Source organism: Thiothrix unzii (assembly GCF_017901175.1).
GTDB lineage: Bacteria > Pseudomonadota > Gammaproteobacteria > Thiotrichales > Thiotrichaceae > Thiothrix > Thiothrix unzii.
Genome location: NZ_CP072793.1, coordinates 1984815 through 2005893, shown reverse-complemented (window position 1 = coordinate 2005893; position 21079 = coordinate 1984815). Strand labels below are relative to the sequence as shown.

Genomic DNA, 21079 nt, shown 5'->3' with positions numbered 1-21079 from the left:
ATGCCAATCCTCAGTCGTTGATGACCAATGCTTTTTTTGTTGCATCATTTGTTTCATGGGTGTTCCCTCTGAAAAGTCAGAGAGCTAAAAGTAGGGGCGATTCTAGCGGTTGGTGGCTGGTTTGGCATTGAAAAATAGCAAACTAAAGCACTAAGGTATTGCACCGCTTATCGCCGCGCGGCAATCGGGGTTCTCATGATGTAAGTCAATAAATACTCAACAAAATCTTGCGATTTAGCAAGGTTGATTGGTGTCCTGCGCTTCAGACTAAGCCTTAATAAATAGATGTCAATGAACATCGTTGTATCGCGCTAGTAGGAGTCAAACGTGCAGGAATCAAATCAATCCGGCAAGGCATCGCGCCGCGCCTTTCTCAAAAGCATGATGGGAACAGCCGTCGTTTCAACGGCTGCGTTAAGCCTTGATGCGCAAGCGCGTATCCATGCCCCCCACGAGTTGGAAACCCTCAAGGATTACGAAGAACACTGGGGGTTTTGTGACATGTGTTACTGGCGATGTGGCTTGAAAGTCCGCAGCCGTGACGGCAAAGCTTTCAAAATCGACGGCAACCCCGAACACCCGCTCAATCGTGGGGTGGTGTGTGGCAAGGGTAATTCCGGCATTCAGGTGGCGTTTGCGCCCAACCGTTTGAAGCAGCCAATGGAACGTACCGGCGCACGCGGCGACAATAAATGGCGACCGATGCCGTGGGATGAAGCACTCGACAAAGTAGCGCACGAACTCAATAAGGTGAAGGAAAAATACGGCCCGCAAGCATTGGTAATGATTGGTCACGGTACGTGGGAAAAGCCCTATCACCGCCTTGCCCACGCTTTCGGTACACCTAACACCACCAGCCCGGTGTTCGGTTTGTGCTGCGGGCCACGCGGCGTTTCCAATACGCTGATTGCGGGCAAAAACCTGACCGGCAACGAAACCATCGACTTGGAAAACTGCAAATACTTCCTGATGATGGGGCGAAACATTACCGAATCCTTGCACAACGGCGAAACCCTCGGCTGGATTGACGGGGTGGCTAATGGCGCGAAAGTGACTTATGTGGATCCGCGTTACACCATCACGGCCTCCAAAGCCGATGAGTGGCTGTCGATTCGCCCATTGACTGACCATGCCTTTCTGCTGGCACTGATCCATGTGGTGATTAAAGGTGGTCTGTACGACAAGCAATTTGTCGCCGAATACGTCACCGGCTTGGATGAACTGACTGCCAAGGTCGAAAAATATACCCCCGAATGGCAGGAAGAAATCACTACAGTTCCTGCCGAAACGGTGCGCCGCATTGCGCTCGAAATGGCGCAGAAAGCACCTGCCGTTTTTGTTTACAGCCCGCGCCGTTTAACCCGTACTTCCAATGATCTTGGCACGGGGATGAGCATTTCGATCCTCAACTCGTTGTTTGGGGTATGGGATCGCAAAGGCGGTATTTTCACCCCGCAAACCATCAAAGTGCCTGAGATTGATTTGCCGGAATTCCCGCACGCGCATGTCAGCCGTGAAGAAGGGCATGGCGATTTTGATTTTGCCCACAACCCGTTTGCGGTTGACGTTGAAGGCAAAATACAGCGTGCCGATGGTGCAGGCGTGCCGGGGCGTTGGCCGCTGGCTAACCCGCAATACGGTTTGACCAATGAAATGTGGAAGGCAATGGCGGAGCAAGACCCTTACCCGCTGAAAGCCTTGCTGACGGCTGGCGGCAATGGTTTTACCAATAGCACCGACTATGACACGGTGCGCAAAGCCTTGCTGAACATGGATTTTTACGTCGCCGCAGACGTGAGTCCCAATGAAATGAATAGCTATGCCGATATTATCCTGCCCGAAGCCAGCTATTTGGAGCGGTATGACGACTTGCAGATCGGTGGCGCACGCGAAGGTTTCATTGCCTTGCGTGAACCGGCGATGCAACCGCTGCACGATACCAAAGGCTCGTGGGATATTTGCAAAGCTTTGTCGCAACGCTTGGGGCTGGAGGCGTATTTTCCGCACGATTCGGTGGCGGATATGCTGGATGACCGCTTGAAAAAAGCCGGTTATTCACTCGCGGAACTGAAGGAAAAAGGCATTATTAAAAAGCCCGCCGATGATGCGATTAACTTCCCGCGCGAAATGGGCGGTAAGTCGGTTTTCCCGACCCCCAGCGGCAAGATCGAGCTGATTCCCAGCCAGTTACAAGCGTTAGGGATGGAGGATGCGATTGAGTGGGCAGAGCAGCCTCGCCCCAAAGACGGTGAATTCCACTTCACCTTTGGGCGGGTGGGTTTCCATACCCATGCGCGGACTCAGGACAATATCTGGTTGAACTATTTCATGCCGGAAAACTTGCTGTGGATACACCCCGACGCTGCCGCCAAACTCGGCATTAGCGATGGCGAGACGGTGGAGGTCAAGGATCCCAAAGGGCGTGGTGGCAAGATTGCTGCCAAAGTCACGCCGCGTATCCGCCCGGATACGGTGTTCACGGTACACGGTTTTGGGCATTGGGATACGCGCATGACCACGGCGGTTGGCAAAGGCTTGTCGGATTCGTTGCTGGGATCGGATAACCGTGAAAAACACATTGGCAGTATTTCGATGGGTATGAACATGGTCACTGTGACTAAAGTCTGAGGAGGCGAATAACATGGTTGCAAAATACGTGATGTTGGCGGATACCACCCGCTGCATTAACTGCAAGGCGTGCGAAGTCGCTTGCCGTGCGGAATGGGATACCCCGCTGGGTTACTCGCGTGACTGGGTGAAGGAAGTCGAATACGTCAATGCCAAGGGGTTGCCGGAAGTGCAATTATTCCCCGGTCGTTGCCAGCATTGCGACGACCCGCCGTGCGTGGAGGTTTGCCCCTCCGGTGCGTCTTGGAAGCGTGAGGACGGCATTGTGCTGGTCGATCATGCCATTTGTTCCGGGTGCGAATTGTGCGTTCCGGCTTGTCCGTATGAAGCGCGGTGGCTGAATCCGGTGACGAATACCATTAGCAAATGCACGTTCTGCCAGCCGCGCATCGACAAGGGCTTGCAGCCTGCGTGCGTGGATACGTGTGTGGGGCGTGCGCTGATTTTTGGTGATGCCAATGACCCGAATTCTGAAGTTTCCCAATTGCTGAAAGCCAAAGAATGGCAAAAACTGGTGACGGATGAGGTCAATATCGGCCCCAACCATTATTACTACACGGCGGGCAAAGCGATTCCTGACACGGTGATGCCGAAGCTGAATGAGCGGCATTTGTCCGGCAAGCTGATGGAAAACATCGTTAACCCGCTGGGGACACTGGGTATCGGCGGGATGATGGCGGTATTCCTCGGTGCAGGTATTAAAAAATTGATCGACCGTCGCCAAGACGTGAGTAACAAGGAGGGCAGCCATGAGCAGCATTAAACCCACCATTAAGGTACGCACCAAGGATGTGATTGCAATCCACTGGTTCAACGCTTTTTTCTGGCTGACGCTGGTATTGACTGGCTTTGGCATTATTTCCGGCGATTTTGTGCGCCTTGCTCCGGCATTCTGGCCGACATTCCTGCAAAACGTGCTGGGGGGCAATGCCAATCTGGTGCTGCTGCACGGCATCGGTGGCATGGTGTGGGCAGGCGTGATTGGCGTGTACGCGCTGTTGAATGCCAAGCGGGTGGTGTTGCCGTTTCTGAAAAATGTGCTGGTGTTAACGCCTAAGGCAGCTATCGCGGATGTGAGTTCGATGGTGATCACGCTGGCGCATTTATTTGGCTTGCTGAAACACAAAAGCGTGCCACCGCAAGGGCGTTACAACGGGGCGCAACGTTTGCTGGGGACGATGATTATTGCGTGTTCGCTGGCGATTGCGGTGACGGGGATGTATTTGTTCCTCAGCCCCATGCTTCTGGATTTTGCTGCATCAGCGGGGGTCTTGGGGGGCGTGTTCCGCTGGGCGTTGGTGATTCATTTGGCAGCGGTGTTGCTGGTATTGTTGGGCTTGGTGGCACATATCTATTTCGCGGTGGTGGAAGAGCCGGAATCGCTGGAAACCATGAAGTCGGGCGAGGCGGAAGTTGCGTTTATCAAGCACCATAATCCCTTGTGGTATGCGGAGTTGGAGCGCGAGGGGAAGGTTTGAAAGCACTACTATTGTCTGGCTATCGACGGTAGCCAGACGGTTGGGGTCAGATGGGTTTAAAGCTGTTTGACCACATCCAACATCGCTTGCGCGTGCCCGTTCGGGTCAACCTGGTACAGTGTTTCCACCAGCATTCCCTGTTTGTCGATGACGAAGGTGGAACGCACAATGCCCATTTTTTTCACGCCGTTCTTCTCCTTTTCTTGCCACACGCCATAAGCCGCGCAGACTTCGCCGGAGGTATCCGCCAGCAGTTCCACTTTCAGCCCGAATTTGTCGATGAAGGCTTGATGGCTGCCGCAATCATCCTTGCTGACCCCGATCACGACGGCATTATGCGCGGCAAATTCGGCTGCCAGTGCGGTGAATTCGTTCGCTTCAATGGTGCAGCCGGGGGTATCGTCTTTGGGGTAAAAGTACAGCACGACGTGTTGTTTGCCTGCGAAATCTGTTAAGGAGACGGTTTCACCGTGTTGGTTGGGGGAGCTGAAACTAGGGGCGGGGTGATTTGCCTGTAACATCAAATGTCTCCGAGTGTGGAAAAGCGTGAGTTATTTTGTTTTCTACGTGAATGACCGTGCTAATACGAATAACCCTACTCTTATATACTGATGCTTGTTTACCTTGCATAAAAAACCCGCCAACGGGTGGCGGGTTTTTGGGGGACAGGTTTAAGGCTGTTCAGTCATTACAGGGCTTTCTTGCAGAAATACCAGTCAGTACATTCGTAGCCTTCACTCATACGCGCTTCCGCAGCATCCACATCTTGGGGCGGTGGCACGATTACTTTGTCACCCGGCTGCCAGCCTTCCGGCGTGGCAACTTTGTGGGTGTCAGAAGTTTGCAGTGCTGCAACCAGACGTAAAAATTCATCAATGGAACGCCCGTTAGTCATGGGGTAGTACACCATTGCCCGCAGGATACCGTTCGGGTCGATGATGAAAGTGGCACGTACCGCTGAGGTATCCGCCGCACCAGGGTGAATCATGCCGTAAGCTTTCGCCACGTTCATGCTCAGGTCTTCGATGATCGGGAAGTTGATCTCAACGCCGAATTTTTCCTTGATGTTACGCACCCACGCAACGTGGCTGTAGTAACTGTCAATCGACAGGCCGAGCAGCTCGCAATTCAGAGCCTGGAATTCCGCATGACGCTTGGCAAACGCGGTGAATTCAGTGGTGCAAACCGGGGTGAAGTCTGCCGGATGCGAGAACAGTACCAGCCATTTGCCTTTGTAATCGTCCAGTTTCTTTACGCCGTGGGTAGTACGGGCTTCAAAAGCAGGTGCGGCTTCGTTGAGGCGTGGCATTGAGTACGTTGTGTTTTCCATAGTGCTAATCCTTGAGAATATTGTTTGGTTCAGGTGGTTTGAAAAGAGAAGTGCTGTTTAGCAGCGGCTTCTCACTTGTTGATAAGCATATTATGGAATACTGATTGATAAGTAAAACAGAATAAATAGCATGTTTCGATCGGTAAATGCGATTGGTTTTAGAGGGCAGTTTGCAAAACAAAACCGTGGCACTGCAAAAACGCCAGTAATTCCGGCGCATGAGCTTCGATTTTCTCAACAGAAGCGTGGCCTGCGTCGGGAATCTCCAACAGCGTCAGCTTCGCTTGCGGGCAATGGCTGACGATGGCGTGTGCATCGGCAAGTGGCACAACTTGATCATCCACACCATGCACCAGCAGGATCGGGCACGCAATGTGGCAAACGCTATTCAAAGGTGCAATCGCCGCAAAGCGATGCCCGATCACCCATTGAACGTAGCGGTTGACCCCACGAATCAGCAAGAGCGGCAGGTGCAGTTGTTGCAGGTAACGGCGCATCACCCATTCCGGGTGCGCAAAAGCCGACACGCTAATCACGGCGGCGAGATCGTGGCGGCGCGAGGCTTCGAGTAACACCGCACCCGCGCCTACCGAATGTCCCAGCACGGCAAGTTTGCCCATTGCCTGCGGATGCTGCGTATGCAGCCACGCCAAGGCGTAACCCAGATCTTCGGCAAAGCGCGGCAAGGAAGAAAAGCTGTGCAAATCACTCTGCCCGTGATTCCGCGCATCAAACAGCAGCACATTCAAGCCCGCTTGCCGGAAGGGCGCGGCGATGGGCAACATCAGTTCGGCATTGCTGCCCCAGCCGTGCAAGATGACCAGCGTTTGTGTGGCATTGCCAGCGGGTAAAAACCAGCCGAATAAGCGTTTGTTGGCAACGCTGGGAATCCACACTTGTTCAAAAGCAAAGCCTAAATCTTGCGGCGTACCGTTTTCGATTTGGCGCGGAGCGCGGAAGCCCCAGTGGATGCCAACTACGAAAAGCGTGATTACAACAGCGATCAGCAGCAGTACGGTTATGAACGCGGACATTAAAGACAGGTTTTAATGGTGGTGATCATGATCGTGTTCATGCGGTGCTGCGGGTGGCAGTGTATTCGACAGCAGTGCTTTTACCGCCGTCACCGGATCGGTTTCCGCTGTTGCCCGCACCATCACACCCCGGCTGCTCATCTTACGCACGAAACCTTCGCCACAGCCGCCGGTGATTAAATAGTCCAGTTCAAACAAGGGGTGTTCGCCCTGACCATTCCATTCGTGCAAGGCCATTTCCTTGGGCAAATCCAGCCGCTCAAGTTCCTGTATTTCGTTGCCGTCATAGGTTTCGTACACCATAAAACGCCGCCCTTTACCGGCATGTCCGGTAATGGTGCGGAAATTTTGGCTACTGACACCAATTTTCAAAGAACCAACTTTCATGGGGGGAATCCTCGTTTAAGCGACGTTGCCGTCTTCGCCGATCAGCAGGGTAGCATCATCTTTGAAGTAATACGGCGGCACGACCAGATTAGTGGCAGCCGGTACGTTTTTGTACACCCGCCCCGCAAGGTCAAAGCGTGAACCGTGGCAGGGGCAATACCAGCCGCCTTTCCAGTCTGCACCCAAATCTTCCGGTGCAACTTCCGGGCGGTAAGTCGGCGAACAGCCTAAATGGGTGCAAATGCCAACTAGTACAAGGTACTCCGGTTTGCGTGAGCGGTGTGGATTTTGTGCGTAAGCCGGTTGTTGTTCGACGACTTCTGAGGCGGGGTCACGCAAGCTTTGATCATTCGCGGGGAGATTAGTGAGCATTTCGGGGGTGCGGTTCACGACCCATACCGGCTTGCCACGCCAAATAACCCGTAATAATTGCCCAGGTTCAACCTTGCTAATATCCACTTCAATCGGTGCACCAGCCGCAAGGGCGCGTGCGCTGGGGTTCCATGAATTCAAAAAGGGTGCGGCAACTGCCGCTACTCCCGCAGCACCGACAACCGATGTGGCAGTGATAAGCAGGCGGCGACGGCCTTGGTTAATGTCTGTGTGCGCCATGATCTCTACTCCAAAAAGGTAACGATGATGGCTGAGTAAACTACTGGGTTAAGCGCGGCTTTGCATTGCGAAACTGCAAACCAGTTGCATTGAATCTACGCTTTTTTCAATTGATATTTATCAAGAAAAGTAAAGTTTTACGGTTTTTTAATTGATTTTTTCGATTATTTAAAAATGTCAAAGCCATTTCGGTGAGAAAAGTAGAACCTCCGCATCCTATTTTAGGGTGCAATGACCACGGGTTGTTGCTAGATAAATAACAAGGAGATTTCCATGGAAATGCTCGGCTTATATCCCACCTGGTTAGAGCCAATGGTGGGCAGCGGTTGGGTGGTCGCCATCATTTCGACCATCCACGTCTTGGCATCCCACACATCGGTGGGCGCGGCAATGGTGTTCGCCTACCTTGCGGTGGTGGCTTATCGGCAAGACAAGCCGGAATTGCTCGATTACATCAAAAAGTACGGCATGTTCCTGCTGGTATTTTCTTATGTGATTGGCTCGATCACCGGCCCCGGTATTTGGTTTTCGACCACCGTTGCCAGCCCGCGTGGGATTTCGGCACTGATTCACAGCTTTGTGTGGAAGTGGGCAACCGAGTGGGTGTTCTTCGTCATCGAAGTGGTCGGGGTGTATTTGGTGGTGTATCTGGTCGGCAAGGTTGACCAGAAAACGCACATGCGCATTGCGGTCATTTTCGGGCTGGCGTCTTACACTACCATGCTGATTATTATCGGGATTTTGTCGTTCATGATGTGGCCGGGCAAGGAAGTCTGGTTCACCGAAGGCGGCTACCTCAACGGTTTCTACGGCGCGAATACCTTTGCGCAATTGGCAATGCGCACCGCGTTCATGTTCACCATGACGGCAGTGGTTGGCGGGATTGTCGCCTCTGGCATTAAGGAATTGGCGTTCAAGAAAGCCATGCTGCGCCGCCTTGCTGTCCTCGGTATTGTCTCCACGCTGGCGGGTTCGCTGCTGTTCCAGTGGTATTTGCATACCTTGCCGGAACAGGCGCATATCGTGTTGGAAAACCGTTTGCCGGATTATTTCCAGCCTGCGCTGATGATGGTGTTGAGCGGTATTTTGGCGTATTTCCTGTTTACCTTGGTGATGCCGCGTTTGATTGTGCCAGCGATTGCGAGCGTGATGACGGTGGCGATTCTGGTGTTTGGCTTGTGGCCTGAGGAAGTGGCGCGTGAATCCATCCGCAAGCCTTTCGTGGCGGGGCAATACGTGTATTCCAATCAGGTTATTGCGCGGGATGTGCCGGGGTTAGGAATTAAATCGGAAATTCCGTTGCTGGAGGAAAAAGGGTTTCTGCAAAGCCATGTATTTTTGCCGGAAAATTTGCGTACCGTCACGCCGGATAATGCGCGGGCGGTGGGTCATGCGCTGGCAATGACGGCGTGTTCCAACTGCCATTCTTTGACCGATACCGGGATTCGTCCGCTGGCGAAGTATTTCGGGGGCAATACCGATGTCGGTGAGATCAAGGATTATTTGCTGGGCGCATTGGCGACGGGCAATACCTTGTACATGCCGAAAATTCCGCTAACCGATGAGGAAGCCGAAGCCTTGGCGGTCTACATTGGCGCGTTGAACGATGACACGGTGGCAGAGAACTATGCCGCTACCCGCAAGCCATTGGCACAAGCAGGGGAGAAATAAACCATGAATGCTGAAATGTTATACGCCTTGCGCGATGTAGCGGGTGTGCCTTCGCACCCTGTGACCTTCCTGATTTTGGGGGTACTGACGTTTGCGTTGCACATCCTCGCGGTGCAGGTGATGTTGGGCGCGTCCGGTCTGGTGATTTGGGGCGCGTTGTCGAAAGCGGCTTATCAACGCCAATTGGCACAGGCGATGTTAGGCGTGGCGAAAATTGCCGTGTCGGTCGCGGTGGTGTTGGGGGTTGCGCCCTTGCTGTTTGTGCAGGTGATTTATGACCCGTTTTGGTACACATCCAATGTGCTGTCGGCGTGGTGGGTGATTGGGTTTATTGTGATCCTCACCGTGGCGTATTTGCTGATGTATTTTTTCTACGCGAAAAACCACCATTTGGGAACGCAGAAAACCATTTGCCCCGGCTCGATGATCTTGTCACTGGCGTTGATGCTGGTGGTCGGTTTCATTATGCACGTCCTCACTTATGAAATGCTGTCGCCGGATCAGTGGATGCAGTGGTATGCGCCGAATGGTGAAATTGATGCGTCAGGGCGCAAGTTGCACGATTACAACGGGTGGCGTTTTGGGTTTTTCATCAGCCTGTCGGTGCTGGTGATTGGTGGCTGGTTGTTTGCTTACCGCCATTACATTAGCCACCGTACCGATGTGGATAACGGTTATCTGCAATGGTTGAAAGGGCTGGCAACGGTCTTGAGTCTCGCCGGTGGCATCGTCGCACTGGCCTTCGGCATTGGCTGGATGGCGACATTGCCAGACAGTCAGGCCGGTTTTGGTTTCTCACCTTGGGTTGGGCTGGCAGCGGTGCTTATCTCCCTCACCGCTGTCATGCCGAAACTCATCGGCAATCGCGTGAATGCGCCGTTGTTTGGTTACGGCTTGTTTGGGCTGGCAGCCATCACGGTGATTGTGGTGGCGATTGCGCGGGAAGTGTTGCGCTGGAATATCTTGTTCGGTGATTTTGGCTACAACGCGCTCGATTATCCGGTGAACATGGACTGGTACAGCACGCTGCTGTTCTTCGGCACGTTTGTGATTATTGGTGGCTTGGTGTTGAGCTATTTCCTCACCGTGGCCTGGCAAGCGGGGCAAACGGAAGGTATGTATACGCCTTCGCCTGCGGTGACGCGCTTGGGTAATCTTTCCATTCTCCTCATCACGTTGTGGATTATCCACTTCTTCGTGCTGGGGTTGTGGGTGTGGCTGCGCTAAGGGGGTAATGATGAAACTGAAAACAATCCTATTGCCGCTGTTGTTGCTTGCCCTGCTGGGTAGCGTACAGGCGGATGAGAAAAAAGTTGAGAGCGTTTCCAAAGACGAATTGCGCGAGATGATCCGCGAATTGATTCAGGAAGAAATGGCGAACCAAGAAACCCCTCCTAACCTCCCCTTGTCAGGGGAGGGACAAGAAGGCAGTACCGCAGCCAAAGCGGGCGAAATTCTTGCGCATACCTGTGCCGGATGTCACGGCACGAACGGCACGCTGGAAAACGAAGCATTTATGCCGCTGGCAGGAATGCCGGAGCAGGAATTCGTCAAAACCATGCTGGATTTCCGCGATGGCGCACGCCAATCGACCTTGATGGGCACGGTTGCTAACGGCTTGAGCGAACAGCAAATCCGCGACATGGCACGTTATTTTATGGAGGTATCCCCATGAGTCTGAATCGACGTGAATTTTTGGGGCTGCTTGGCGCAACTGCGCTGGCGGGCGCATTCCCTATCCGTAGCGCGTTTGCGGGGGCGCAACCGCATGTGGTCATTATCGGCGGTGGGGTAGGCGGGGCAACCGCTGCTAAATACCTGCGGCTGTTGGATGCGAATCTGAAAGTGACGGTGATTGAAAAAAATCCGGTCTACATCCGTCCTTACGGTTCGTCCGAAGTCGTGACCGGACACATCAAGATGGACGATTTGAACGTGACGTATGACGCGCTCAAATCCAAGTACGGCGTGAATGTCATTATCGACGAAGTGGTCGGTTTCGACCCCGACAAGCGCAGCGTCAAGCTCAAAGGCGGTCGTGCCGTGCGTTACGACAAGCTGGTAGTGTCGCCGGGGATTGAGTTGCTGTACGACAAGATTCCGGGCTATTCCGCTGAAATTGCCGAAACTAAAGTGACTTCGGGCTGGATTCCGGGCAAGCAAACCGCGTTGCTGGGCGAACAGCTTAAAGCCATGCCGCAAGGTGGCACGTTTCTGATGGTGGCTCCACCCGCGCCCTACCGTTGCCCGCCGGGGCCTTACGAGCGTCCGGCATTGGTGGCGGAATGGTGCCAGAAACACAACCCGACCGCCAAAGTCATTATCGTTGACCCGAAAGACGAATTCGTGACCGACCAGACCATGATGCTGGGCTGGAACCGCTTGTACGGCTTCAATATCCCGGAAAAATTCCGCAAGGATATACCCGCGAGTGTAGAGATCAAGCAGCACAGCAACCCCGGTATCCTGAGCTGGATTCCGAAAGCGGATGGCGGCACACCCGTGTCGCTGGACGTTGAAAAAATGACCTTAAAAACCGACGGCGGCGACATCAAGGCGGATGTGATCAATATCGTGCCACCGATGCGGGCAGGCAAGATTGCTACCGCGATGGGGCTGACCGACGAAAAAGGCTGGTGTCCGAATAAGCGCAAAACCTTCGAGTCCAGCCTTCACCCGCATGTGCATGTGATTGGCGATGCTTGCCATGCTGACGTGATGCCGAAATCCGGTTTTTCGGCGAATACGCAGGCGAAAAGCGTGGCGCGTGCGATTGTCGAAGCGTTGGCAGGGCGTGAAATTCCTACGCCTAGCTGGGAAAACACCTGTTACGCGCTGGCGGGTTCGGATTACGGGCTGTACGTCGCCGACGTATTCGAGCTGGCGGAAGCCGAAAACAAGATCAAGCGTGTGGGTAAATTCAGCCGCTATTTGAAGCTGGATGCGACTCCGGCGCAAATTCGCATGGGCGCGGTGTATCAGCAGGCTTGGCTGAAATCCTTCACGGAGGACTGTTTCGCATGAAAATTTTCCAACTTTCCTTGATTGGGGTGGGTGCTGCCCTGTTGCTATCCGGCTGGGTGTGGGCAAATGAGGCCGCGCATGAAGCGGTGGATGCGGTCAAGTGGAAACCTGCGACTTTGCGCGTGGCGTTGGCGGATATGCCTGCGGGTGACATTGCCCGTGGTAAAGCGCTGAATTCGCAACTGATGTGTGCGTCGTGCCACGGTGAAAACGGCGTTGCCCCGACCAGCAATTGGCCACACGTTGCGGGGCAAAAAACCGATTACACCTACAAAATGCTGCTGGATTATCAGTCGGGTTTGCGTAGCGAAGATGAGCGCAGCAAGCTGATGAAGGCGGCAGTCGAGCCAATGAGTCAGCAGGATATGGCGGATGTGGCGGCGTATTACGCGAGTTTGCCTGCACACGAAGCCACGGTGAAAGCCCCGGCGCACGCGGATGCGGAACGGCTGGTGCGTAAGGGCGATCCGACCCGTCTGATTACGCCGTGTGCGTCTTGCCACGGGGTGAAGGGGCAGGGTGGTAAAGAAGCGGCTCCGGCATTGGCGGGGCAATCGGAAAAAGCCTTTATCCGCACTATGACACTGTATAAAAATGGTGAGCGTCACAATGATGTCAATAAAGCGATGGCACAATTCGCCAGTAAATTGACCAATGAGGAAATTCACCAGTTGGCGGCGTATTACCAAGGATTATAAGTTTCGTTAGTGCTTCCTCCTCCTAGCACGTCTCCCTGACTTCGGTCGGGGATTTTTTTGAGTGGCGTTACCCGCTATTTCTCGGTAGGCTCTCGCCAATCACAGTTAGTCCACTATAGAGAGCCGCCCTACATGAATATGGAACAATCCTTGGGTTTGGGTAAGTTACGCCCAGACACTGATGCCGAACGCCGCCGCTTACAGCTTTACATCAATCTCAAGCTTTCCTCCACCGGGCAACCCGCCTCCCAAGCCGGGGACAACGAATTCCTTTCCATCGCCGACGACTTACTCGCCAGTTACCGCGAAAAAAACCGTTTATTGGCTGGCTACCTTTGCCCCGCTGACCAGCGTATTCAAGATTTCCTCGACAGCTACCTCGCGGATTGTGGTGCGGAAAAAGTACGCCTGCCCGGTAATAGCATCGTCCTCGACCGCTACGGCGTGGCGCGGGAACTCTCGCTGCCTTCTGACGGCGATGCCTTCAAATCTGACATTGTGTCCAGCTACCGCATCAAGCAAGGCATTTTGCACAACCCGGCGAATGACCGCCGCACCACCAAAGGTTCGTTCCACATTGCCGAAGGTGGCTTGCCTATTCCCGGCGACAAGAAAGCTGTGCCGAAAATTGCGTATGCGCGGATGTTGCAACACGCCCTCAATCCGCCGGACGACTTGCTGGCCTTGCCCTTCACCGCCAACGAAGCGCAAAAAGCCCGCTTGTTCGTGTCGCTACTGTTACGTCCCGTAGTCTGCCCGGAAATCCCCGGTAGCGAAGCCGAAAAGAGCATGGAAATCCGCTTTTTTGCCCCCGGCAATCTGGTCAGCAATCTCGATTTCGTCGAAAGCATTTTCGGCAATGCAGGCAACCCCTACCTGCCCAAACACGATGCCGCGCTCGACGTGGAGCATTGGACAGGGCATACCGGCTGCGTGATCCTTGCCCCGCATTTGACCCGCTTGACCAAACAAGAACTCGGTTTGCCGCACTACGATCAAGCCACTGAACGCCAGCGCAAAGACGGTATGTGTTGGAAAGAAGACGGCGAACGTTACAACGACGGCAGTGCTTTCAAAATTGTGGCACGCGATAAACGCGGCGTGATTGTCACCATCCTCGCCGACAACTATTACGGCTACTGCAAGAAAGAAGTCAAAACCCAGATCAGCTATTCCGCCAACCTGTTCGGGCTGGCTGAAGAAGAACACGCAGGCGGCGCACTCGCGTTCCAACGCCGCAACCACGGTGAAGAATACGGCACAGATAGCCGCACTCGCAAACGCCCCGACGTTTACAATTTCGACAGCATGGTGGCGCAATTTGGCGCGGTGATGGACGTGCAGCCTGAAGGCTACGCCATCGACAAAGCCCACCCCGACCTGATCTATTTGCCACTCGACATCCGCATGGATTTGCGCACCCAAAGCATCCGCTGGAAAAATGCCACGGGCGAACACAGCCTGAAATTACGCCCCAACAAAGTCTACATGCAGCCCAACGGCTACAAGACTGAAATGCAGAAACACCCGTCTGCCCCAAGCTGGCGGATTATCGGTACGGATGCGGAAGGCACGTTCTGCCACAAGCCTTGCACCGTATCCGGCGGCGGCAAGTCGGAAATTTCCAAATCATTAAATGATGCGGTGATTTACGGCCCGGTATTCGTGCAAGATTTCGAGACGGATATGGATCAAGTCGCGGCGATTTTCGACTACGATTACAGCACCCGTTTTAAGCCCGAATGCGCAGATGAAGACCGTGACCCTTCCCGTCAACCGCTCAGCGAGGAACGCAGTCTTGGCTCGGTGATTAAATTATTTACACCATCACCCAGCCATACCGATGCCTACAATGCGTGGCTGTCAGCGATTCCGGCGCGGATTTTGTCGCAAGCTTTCATTATCAAGCGCATGTACAAACCGGAATGGGGCAAGGATTGGCGCAAGCATTTCTCGGTGGATGTCATCAACGGAATGCCCGGTAACGCGCTTAAACACAACGGACGTGATTTGGTGGCGTCGTATTTGCGGGTAGGTTTGGGGAATGGCGGCAATTGGCGCACCTACAAAGTCCGCCAAGATTTCATCGCCACCGAAAAAGTGCAGATGGAAGACGACATTAGCGCGTCGGTCGTGGTGAGCGCGGATAAATTGCCGAACCGTTCGCCGAAATCCTCCAACCCCAGCGTCAAACTGGTGAAAAACTGCGAATATCGCTTGTTCCAACGCCCTGATGAAGCGATTCATCGCGGTTTCGACAAGCAAACCGAATTCGACATGGCGCAACCGGGCAACTTCATTGCCAATTTCGAGCCGCTCAAGGGCGATAACCTTACCGAAATCGTTGAGGATGTGGTTGAATTCCAGAAATACACCGCGCCAATGGCGAATCTGCTGCAAGCCGCACATGAATCCGGCGAATACGTGGTGTCTTCCGCCAACCCGCGTTTGGTGAATGGCAAGCCCAGCGAAAACCCGCGTTATTTGCAAATCCGCCCTGACTTGCAGCAGCCGATGCGCAAATACATCGCGGAAATGGGGGCGCGTTTCCTGCGGCGCGTGCCGTTGGATCAGCCGTTGATGACACCGGTGGATGCGGTGCTGACCGGGCGGCGTAATAATCCGCCGGGTAAGGGCATCCGTCCGCTGGCGGTGTTCAACCCGATCCATTATCAGGAATTGCCGGAACTGTTTATGGATTTTATCTGTAGCGTGACCGGCAAATCGCCGTCCACCACGGGCGCGGGCAGCGAAGGTGCGTTGACCAAAGCACCGTTCAATGCGTTGCGCACCACGGCGGATCTGAACAATGCGCTGGTGTCGTTCATGATCAGCGGCTATGCAGGTTTTTCCAGCGCGGCGGGCTATATCGGCGCGAATTTGCGGGTTGATCACGACATCAGTTTGCTGATTCCTGAAATTTGGTCACGGCTACGCGAAAATGAGCGCGATCCGGCGTATTTGATCGAACACGGCTATCTGGAAGCCTTGAGCGATTTCGAGCATCACGGGCAATGGGTGCAAGCCAGCCGCTTGGGGTATCGGATTACTGACCGTTTTGTTGCCACTTTCATGGGCAAAATCTTCGACAATCCGGCGGTGGTGTTCGGCGAAGACATCCTCAAACCCGAAACGCAAGGCATGGATGTGTTCGTGGATGGCGTGAACAATATCGTCGAAGCGCAGCAGCAGGTGGCACAAGCGTATCTGGACGATGGCAGTATTGAAGACGCTTGCCCGCCGCTGAAAGCTTTGCTGCATATCATGGCAACGGGGCAGTATGAGGGCAAGGATGCGCATCATCCTGAGATTCGCGCATTGTTTACCCGCGAGGCATTGCTGGCATCCGACTGGTATCAGCAGCGGTTGGAAACCAAGCAGCAGCGTGATGCGGCGTTGTGGGAACGCCATTGCGCGTATCTGCAAGCGTTCCTCGCCAAAGAAACCCATCAGGATGTGGCGGAACGGTTGGATATTGCCGGACGGTTGCAACAGGCACAGGATAAGTTGGCGCGGATTCGCACGGCGGGGTATTTGGCGAGTTTGCAGGGGACGATAGGCGCGGATTTACTCGGCGTTTATTGACCGCTTCGTAGGGGCAATCCTATGTGATTGCCCTGTTGGGGTTCGGTGGAAGAGGGCAGACACGTAGGTCTGCCCCTACGGTTAACAGCCTGAGTCAATCATTTCGGTGCGGTAGGTGTTGTAAAGACTGCTCGATGAAGTGTAAGGCCAAGTAGGCCAATCCAGCCCGCCGCTATACACTGTGCTGCCGCTCAAGCCTGCTTGTGATGGCAAATTATTGAACTTCACCCACAGCCGGAAATTACCCGCGCCGTGTATCGCCGTTGCCGTTTTGAGCATCGCAATCAACGCCAGTTTCGCGGTGTTTTTGGTCTTTTGCCGCCCCGCAACAGTCGCACCGTTCAAGGTATTAAACGCCGCCATATCCAGCGTGAAGGAATATTCATACACCCCGCTGCTGGTGTAACGGTCAAAATTATAGGTGTAGGGAATCTTGGTCGCGCCATTCACTAACAGATTGATATTCTTATAAGTGCTTGTGCCACCCAACATTTGGTGCAGGGTTTTGGTTTCGGAAAAAATCCCTTCCATCAAGCTCGCCAACGGGATACCGAATTCGGCCTCCATAAGCTGACTGTCTAAACACACGTAACCGCTTTGCGCCCGCTCATAAGGGATGAAAAAAGCGGTGTATTCGGAAACAGTGGCCTGCGCACCCGCCGTTACTGCGAACAATACCGCACTGGCTAATAATCGTTTCATGGCATCACCTTTTGATGTGAAGGCGGCATAAACGCACGCCTTAACCAAATTATAGTGCAGACAGACACTTAGCCCCGATTTTGCATCGGCGACATCATACCGCTGGTCGATTTTGGGAGTGAAAAATTCAGATTCCATTCATTAAAACTATCACTTACAATCGGTCAAATGATGTTCAGAAAAAGCGTTCCGCAAACCTTGGTGTGTACACGCTAGGGCGGTAGCGTGATTACGGTTTATGAAATCGAAGCCAGACATACGCCGTTTGCCGTTGACCAAATTTAAGGACGTGAACCATGCCAAGCCCAGACTATGCGGAACGCTCGACGAACTGGATATACAGCCTGTGTTCAACAACCAACCGCAGGCTGTATAGCTCAATATACATGGCTTCCGTATAACAAACTGTTGAACTAAACCGCTAACGCGGTAGCCCACTGATTCCCAACGATTTTCCTCTGATGAGCCACACTTTAAGTGTCCGATAGATGGACATTTACAGGAGAACCCATCATGAAAGTCAGCCCGTTGCGCCAGCGGATGCTGGATGCCATGCAGATGCGTGGCTATTCCCCCAGAACCCACGACAGTTATGTCCAAGCCGTCCTTGACCTAAGCCACTATTACCACCGCTCACCAGACAAGATTTCGGCGGATGAGGTGCAGCAATGGTTGCTGTGGCTGTTAAAAGAACGCCACGTTTCATCCTCCACCTGTCACCTGTATTTCAACGGGATACGCTTCCTGTTTGTGACGGTGCTGGAAGATGCGGATTTTATGGCTTACCGCTTTGCCTTGCCCAAACGCCAGCAACGTTTGCCTGATTTGCTGTCGCGGGCGGAGGTCAGCCAACTGGTGGCAGCCCCCGACAACCCGACCCACCGGCTGCTGTTGCTGAGCTGTTATGCCTGCGGGCTGCGGGTCAGTGAGTTGGTGAATATCCGGGTGCAGGACATTGACGGCAGCCGCCGCATCTTGCATGTGGTGCAGGGCAAGGGGCAAAAAGACCGTTACGTGCCCGTACCCGACACCTTGCTGGCACAATGGCGGGCTTACTGGCAGCGTTGCCACCCCAAACAATGGCTGTTTCCGGGGAAATACTACGGCTACCAACAGTCGATGACGACACCCCAGAAAATCTACCTGCGCGCCAAGCGGCAAGTGGGTATCCGCAAGGCAGGCGGCATCCATAGCCTGCGCCATGCGTTTGCCACGCATTCGTTGCAGGCGGGAATGCCGATCCACCAGTTGCAGCAGGTGTTGGGGCATGAGCATGTCAGCAGCACGATGCGCTATGCGCATTGGTTGCCGGAAACCCAACAAGGCGGGCAAGCCATTGATCTGCTGGCGGGGCTGGATGCCGCCGCCGTATGTTACGCCTAGCCGAGGTGGTGCAGCGGTTTCAGTCACACTTGCCGCCGCTGCCACCGCCAGTGAACAAGGTGTGCCAACAACTGCTGGCGTGCCGCACCGCTGCCTTGGGTGGTTTCCAACTGCGCTGTGGGGAATGCGGCGAGGAAGTCCCGCTGTACCATGCCTGCCGCAACCGCCATTGCCCGCGTTGCCAGCAGCAGGCCAGCGAGCAGTGGCAACAGCGTGAACTGGCGAATGTTGTGCCTGCACCGTACTTCCATCTGGTGTTCACCCTGCCACATGAGTTGAACGGTTGGGTCAGGCTACATCCAGCGGTGGTTTACCATGCCCTGTTCCGCAGCGTGTGGGACACACTCAACACCTTGGGGCATGACCCCAAACGCCTCAACGGGCAATTGGGGATGACTGCGGTACTGCACACCTGGGGGCAGAACCTCAGCCAGCATGTCCACCTGCATTGCCTGATCCCCGGCGGGGCATTGGATGCTGCGCAACAGTGGCATCCGGCAAAAAGCACCTACCTGTTCCCGATCCGAGTGCTGTCGCGCCTGTTCCGGGGCAAGCTGGTCAGCCGCTTGCGGGAGGCTGCCGAGGATGGGCAATTGCCGCGTGTCACCCACCCCGGTGAGGTTAAACAATTGCTGGGGCAACTGATGCGTAAAGACTGGGTGGTGTATGCCAAACCCTGCCTGCACAAGGCCGAAACGGTGGTGAAATATCTGGCACGCTACACCCGCAAGATTGCCATCAGTGAGTCGCGCCTGTTGGGTATCACCGATGAAACGGTCAGCTTCCGCTACCACGATTACCGCGATGGGCAGCAGAAAGTGATGACCTTGGCGGGTGATGAGTTCCTGCGCCGCTTCCTGCAACACGTATTGCCTGCGGGGTTCCTGCGCATCCGCCATTACGGCTGGTTGGCGAATGCCTGCCGCAAAACCCGCTTGCCGCAAGTGCGCGAGGCCATTGCCCGTTACGCACCCACGCTGCCAATGGTGGCAGACAAGCCAATGGAAGCCATTGCTCGCTTTGATGGCATCCCTTGCCCTTGTTGCAAAACCGGGATGATGCGGGTGCGTTACCCGCTGCCGCCGCAACGGTTGGAGTATGGTTGACGGCACAATAGGCAGGTAGGTTTAGCTTTGGGCAAGGGAAAAACAGGCAGCCCCGGACTGCCCCCCACGGCTGTTGCGTCTGCTGGACAAAAGGCTCGAAACGCCCCTGACCCTGTGCTATGTTTGACCACAATCAGGGTAGCAGGCGGTGACAAGGCAATGGAAAAGCAGCAGTCGGTGTTAAATAATCGGGCAGCATGGGCTAATGTAGCGAAAGGCTGGAAAAGCAATCCCCTTATAGATAAAGAGTGGGACTCCGTAGCACGCGGTTCCGTCCAACAAGACATTTATGCCCAGTGCTGCCGCACACGGCATAAAATGCTTTAACGTTAGAAAACAAAAGGATAAACATTGGCCGTCATTAATAAATTAGAGAATCAAGCACGAGCTTTTAAGCTAATATCTATATTTGTTCTTATCATTATCGTTATAGTAATAGCTGGAGCATATAAACTTTTCACGACAACATCTCTCGATACAAGCTCAACAAAGATTAAGAACTTACAAGAAGAAATCAACAGTATTGATAAAATTACGGAAATCAATGAGAGCATTGAAAAACTTAAAAAAATAAAATTCCCAAAAACTCAAATACATGACTTTCAGAACAATAACTTTTACATTGGTTACATAAAAGATGTATCCTCATTAACATATCTTGAATATATTCAAATTAATAACGTTTTTCAACAAATAGCTGATCTTAAAGAGAATGATGATGCTGCTGATTACAATTACACAGAGCTATTAAATAAAGAAGTAGGAAATGACACTCTTTCTTTAAAATTATATCATCTTCACCCCAAAGGCAGCCAAACATATAATAATCAGATACTTACTTATACTAACAAAATTCACGATTACAACAATCTTTATACAGACGACCAATATGATTCCAATGTATTCATTTCTTTAAAATGGGTTGACGACAAATCAGAAATGCCAAGCCATCATGCTTCAATTTTAAAAGTTAAATACATATTTAGCTCCACATACTCTAGCAAAGATATTTTATCAAAGTTTAACGATAAGACTATTGCAAATGATGCAATACAATTTAATGAATTTGTTGATGAAAAAATAAAAAAAGAAGAAGGTAACATTGAATCAATACAAAAAAGAAAAACAGAACTTAAAAATGAACTAATTGAAGAAGAAGATAGAGTTCAAAAAAATCAATTCTACATTTATAATTCTGTAGTCGTAAAAGTTGCAACATCTATAATGCTTTTTCTGCTAGTTAAAATGTTTATGGAGCTTTTTAGGTATACTTTAAAGATGTCGGTATTCTACTCGACAAAGGCGAATTTAATTCAACTAATGTACGAGCTGGAAATATCAGATCCAGAAAAAATAAAAGATATATTTCATTCTGAAGCTATTGACTTTCAATCACCAGATGCTGTTGATTTTTTAAAAGCAATAAGTACGAGACTGTAAA

18 protein-coding genes are annotated in these 21079 nt (G+C 52.9%); 12 read left to right on the top strand and 6 right to left on the bottom strand.

Features of this window, described 5'->3' with window-relative positions:
• Positions 1-327 precede the first annotated feature (327 nt).
• Genes J9260_RS10035 through J9260_RS10025 form a run of 3 tightly spaced genes read left to right on the top strand, consistent with a single transcriptional unit; the run spans position 328 to position 4106 of the window.
• Positions 328-2628 carry a molybdopterin-containing oxidoreductase family protein gene (locus J9260_RS10035; protein WP_210217653.1) on the top strand — a complete coding sequence of 767 codons (2301 nt, stop codon included), beginning with the start codon at positions 328-330 and terminating at the stop codon, positions 2626-2628.
• Between the two features lie 13 nt (positions 2629-2641).
• Positions 2642-3391, top strand: a complete 750-nt coding sequence (locus J9260_RS10030; RefSeq protein WP_210217652.1) for a 4Fe-4S dicluster domain-containing protein — start codon at positions 2642-2644, stop codon at positions 3389-3391.
• Positions 3378-4106: a cytochrome b/b6 domain-containing protein gene (locus J9260_RS10025; RefSeq protein WP_210217651.1), complete on the top strand. Its 729-nt coding sequence runs from the start codon at positions 3378-3380 to the stop codon at positions 4104-4106. Before J9260_RS10030 ends, J9260_RS10025 begins: the two co-directional genes overlap by 14 nt.
• 56 nt (positions 4107-4162) lie before the next feature.
• Here J9260_RS10025 and J9260_RS10020 read toward each other — a convergent pair whose 3' ends face one another.
• The 5 genes from J9260_RS10020 to petA form a co-directional block, all read right to left on the bottom strand.
• The gene (locus J9260_RS10020; protein ID WP_210217650.1) at positions 4163-4627 is read right to left on the bottom strand and encodes a peroxiredoxin; all 465 of its coding nucleotides are present in this window, start codon (positions 4625-4627) and stop codon (positions 4163-4165) included.
• A 167-nt stretch (positions 4628-4794) separates the two neighbouring features.
• Positions 4795-5436, bottom strand: a complete 642-nt coding sequence (locus J9260_RS10015) for a peroxiredoxin (protein ID WP_210217649.1) — start codon at positions 5434-5436, stop codon at positions 4795-4797.
• A 158-nt stretch (positions 5437-5594) separates the two neighbouring features.
• Positions 5595-6470 (bottom strand): alpha/beta hydrolase, encoded by an 876-nt coding sequence (locus tag J9260_RS10010; protein WP_210217648.1) that lies wholly within the window; start codon positions 6468-6470, stop codon positions 5595-5597.
• A 12-nt stretch (positions 6471-6482) separates the two neighbouring features.
• The gene (locus tag J9260_RS10005; RefSeq protein ID WP_210217647.1) at positions 6483-6857 is read right to left on the bottom strand and encodes a NifB/NifX family molybdenum-iron cluster-binding protein; all 375 of its coding nucleotides are present in this window, start codon (positions 6855-6857) and stop codon (positions 6483-6485) included.
• 15 nt (positions 6858-6872) lie between these two features.
• A complete protein-coding gene (gene petA / locus J9260_RS10000) occupies positions 6873-7469 on the bottom strand; it encodes a ubiquinol-cytochrome c reductase iron-sulfur subunit (RefSeq protein WP_210217646.1) in 597 nt (198 codons plus the stop codon).
• 273 nt (positions 7470-7742) lie between these two features.
• On the opposite strand from petA, the gene J9260_RS09995 reads away from it, so the two are divergent.
• The 6 genes from J9260_RS09995 (at position 7743) to J9260_RS09970 (ending at position 16447) form a co-directional block, all read left to right on the top strand.
• Complete coding sequence (locus J9260_RS09995) at positions 7743-9140, top strand: c-type cytochrome (RefSeq protein ID WP_210217645.1); 1398 nt, start codon at positions 7743-7745, stop codon at positions 9138-9140.
• A gap of 3 nt (positions 9141-9143) precedes the next feature.
• Complete coding sequence (locus J9260_RS09990) at positions 9144-10367, top strand: hypothetical protein (RefSeq protein ID WP_210217644.1); 1224 nt, start codon at positions 9144-9146, stop codon at positions 10365-10367.
• Positions 10368-10377: 10 nt separating this feature from the next.
• Positions 10378-10815 carry a c-type cytochrome gene (locus J9260_RS09985; RefSeq protein WP_210217643.1) on the top strand — a complete coding sequence of 146 codons (438 nt, stop codon included), beginning with the start codon at positions 10378-10380 and terminating at the stop codon, positions 10813-10815.
• Positions 10812-12164 carry an NAD(P)/FAD-dependent oxidoreductase gene (locus J9260_RS09980; RefSeq protein WP_210217642.1) on the top strand — a complete coding sequence of 451 codons (1353 nt, stop codon included), beginning with the start codon at positions 10812-10814 and terminating at the stop codon, positions 12162-12164. The genes J9260_RS09985 and J9260_RS09980 overlap by 4 nt, the downstream gene beginning before the upstream one ends.
• Entirely contained in the window at positions 12161-12862 is a 702-nt protein-coding gene (locus J9260_RS09975; RefSeq protein ID WP_210217641.1) for a c-type cytochrome, read from the top strand. The genes J9260_RS09980 and J9260_RS09975 overlap by 4 nt, the downstream gene beginning before the upstream one ends.
• Positions 12863-12994: 132 nt before the next feature.
• Entirely contained in the window at positions 12995-16447 is a 3453-nt protein-coding gene (locus J9260_RS09970; RefSeq protein ID WP_210217640.1) for a PPi-type phosphoenolpyruvate carboxykinase family protein, read from the top strand.
• A gap of 81 nt (positions 16448-16528) precedes the next feature.
• Here J9260_RS09970 and J9260_RS09965 read toward each other — a convergent pair whose 3' ends face one another.
• Positions 16529-17149: a hypothetical protein gene (locus J9260_RS09965; protein ID WP_210217639.1), complete on the bottom strand. Its 621-nt coding sequence runs from the start codon at positions 17147-17149 to the stop codon at positions 16529-16531.
• A gap of 513 nt (positions 17150-17662) precedes the next feature.
• Between J9260_RS09965 and J9260_RS09960 the strand changes: the two genes are divergently transcribed.
• The 3 genes from J9260_RS09960 to J9260_RS09950 all read left to right on the top strand — a co-directional run bounded on the left by J9260_RS09960 (position 17663) and on the right by J9260_RS09950 (position 21078).
• Complete coding sequence (locus J9260_RS09960; protein WP_210217459.1) at positions 17663-18532, top strand: tyrosine-type recombinase/integrase; 870 nt, start codon at positions 17663-17665, stop codon at positions 18530-18532.
• Positions 18520-19638: an IS91 family transposase gene (locus J9260_RS09955; protein ID WP_210217460.1), complete on the top strand. Its 1119-nt coding sequence runs from the start codon at positions 18520-18522 to the stop codon at positions 19636-19638. The genes J9260_RS09960 and J9260_RS09955 overlap by 13 nt, the downstream gene beginning before the upstream one ends.
• Positions 19639-19989: 351 nt before the next feature.
• Complete coding sequence (locus J9260_RS09950) at positions 19990-21078, top strand: hypothetical protein (RefSeq protein ID WP_210217638.1); 1089 nt, start codon at positions 19990-19992, stop codon at positions 21076-21078.
• The last annotated feature ends 1 nt before the right edge of the window (position 21079 follow it).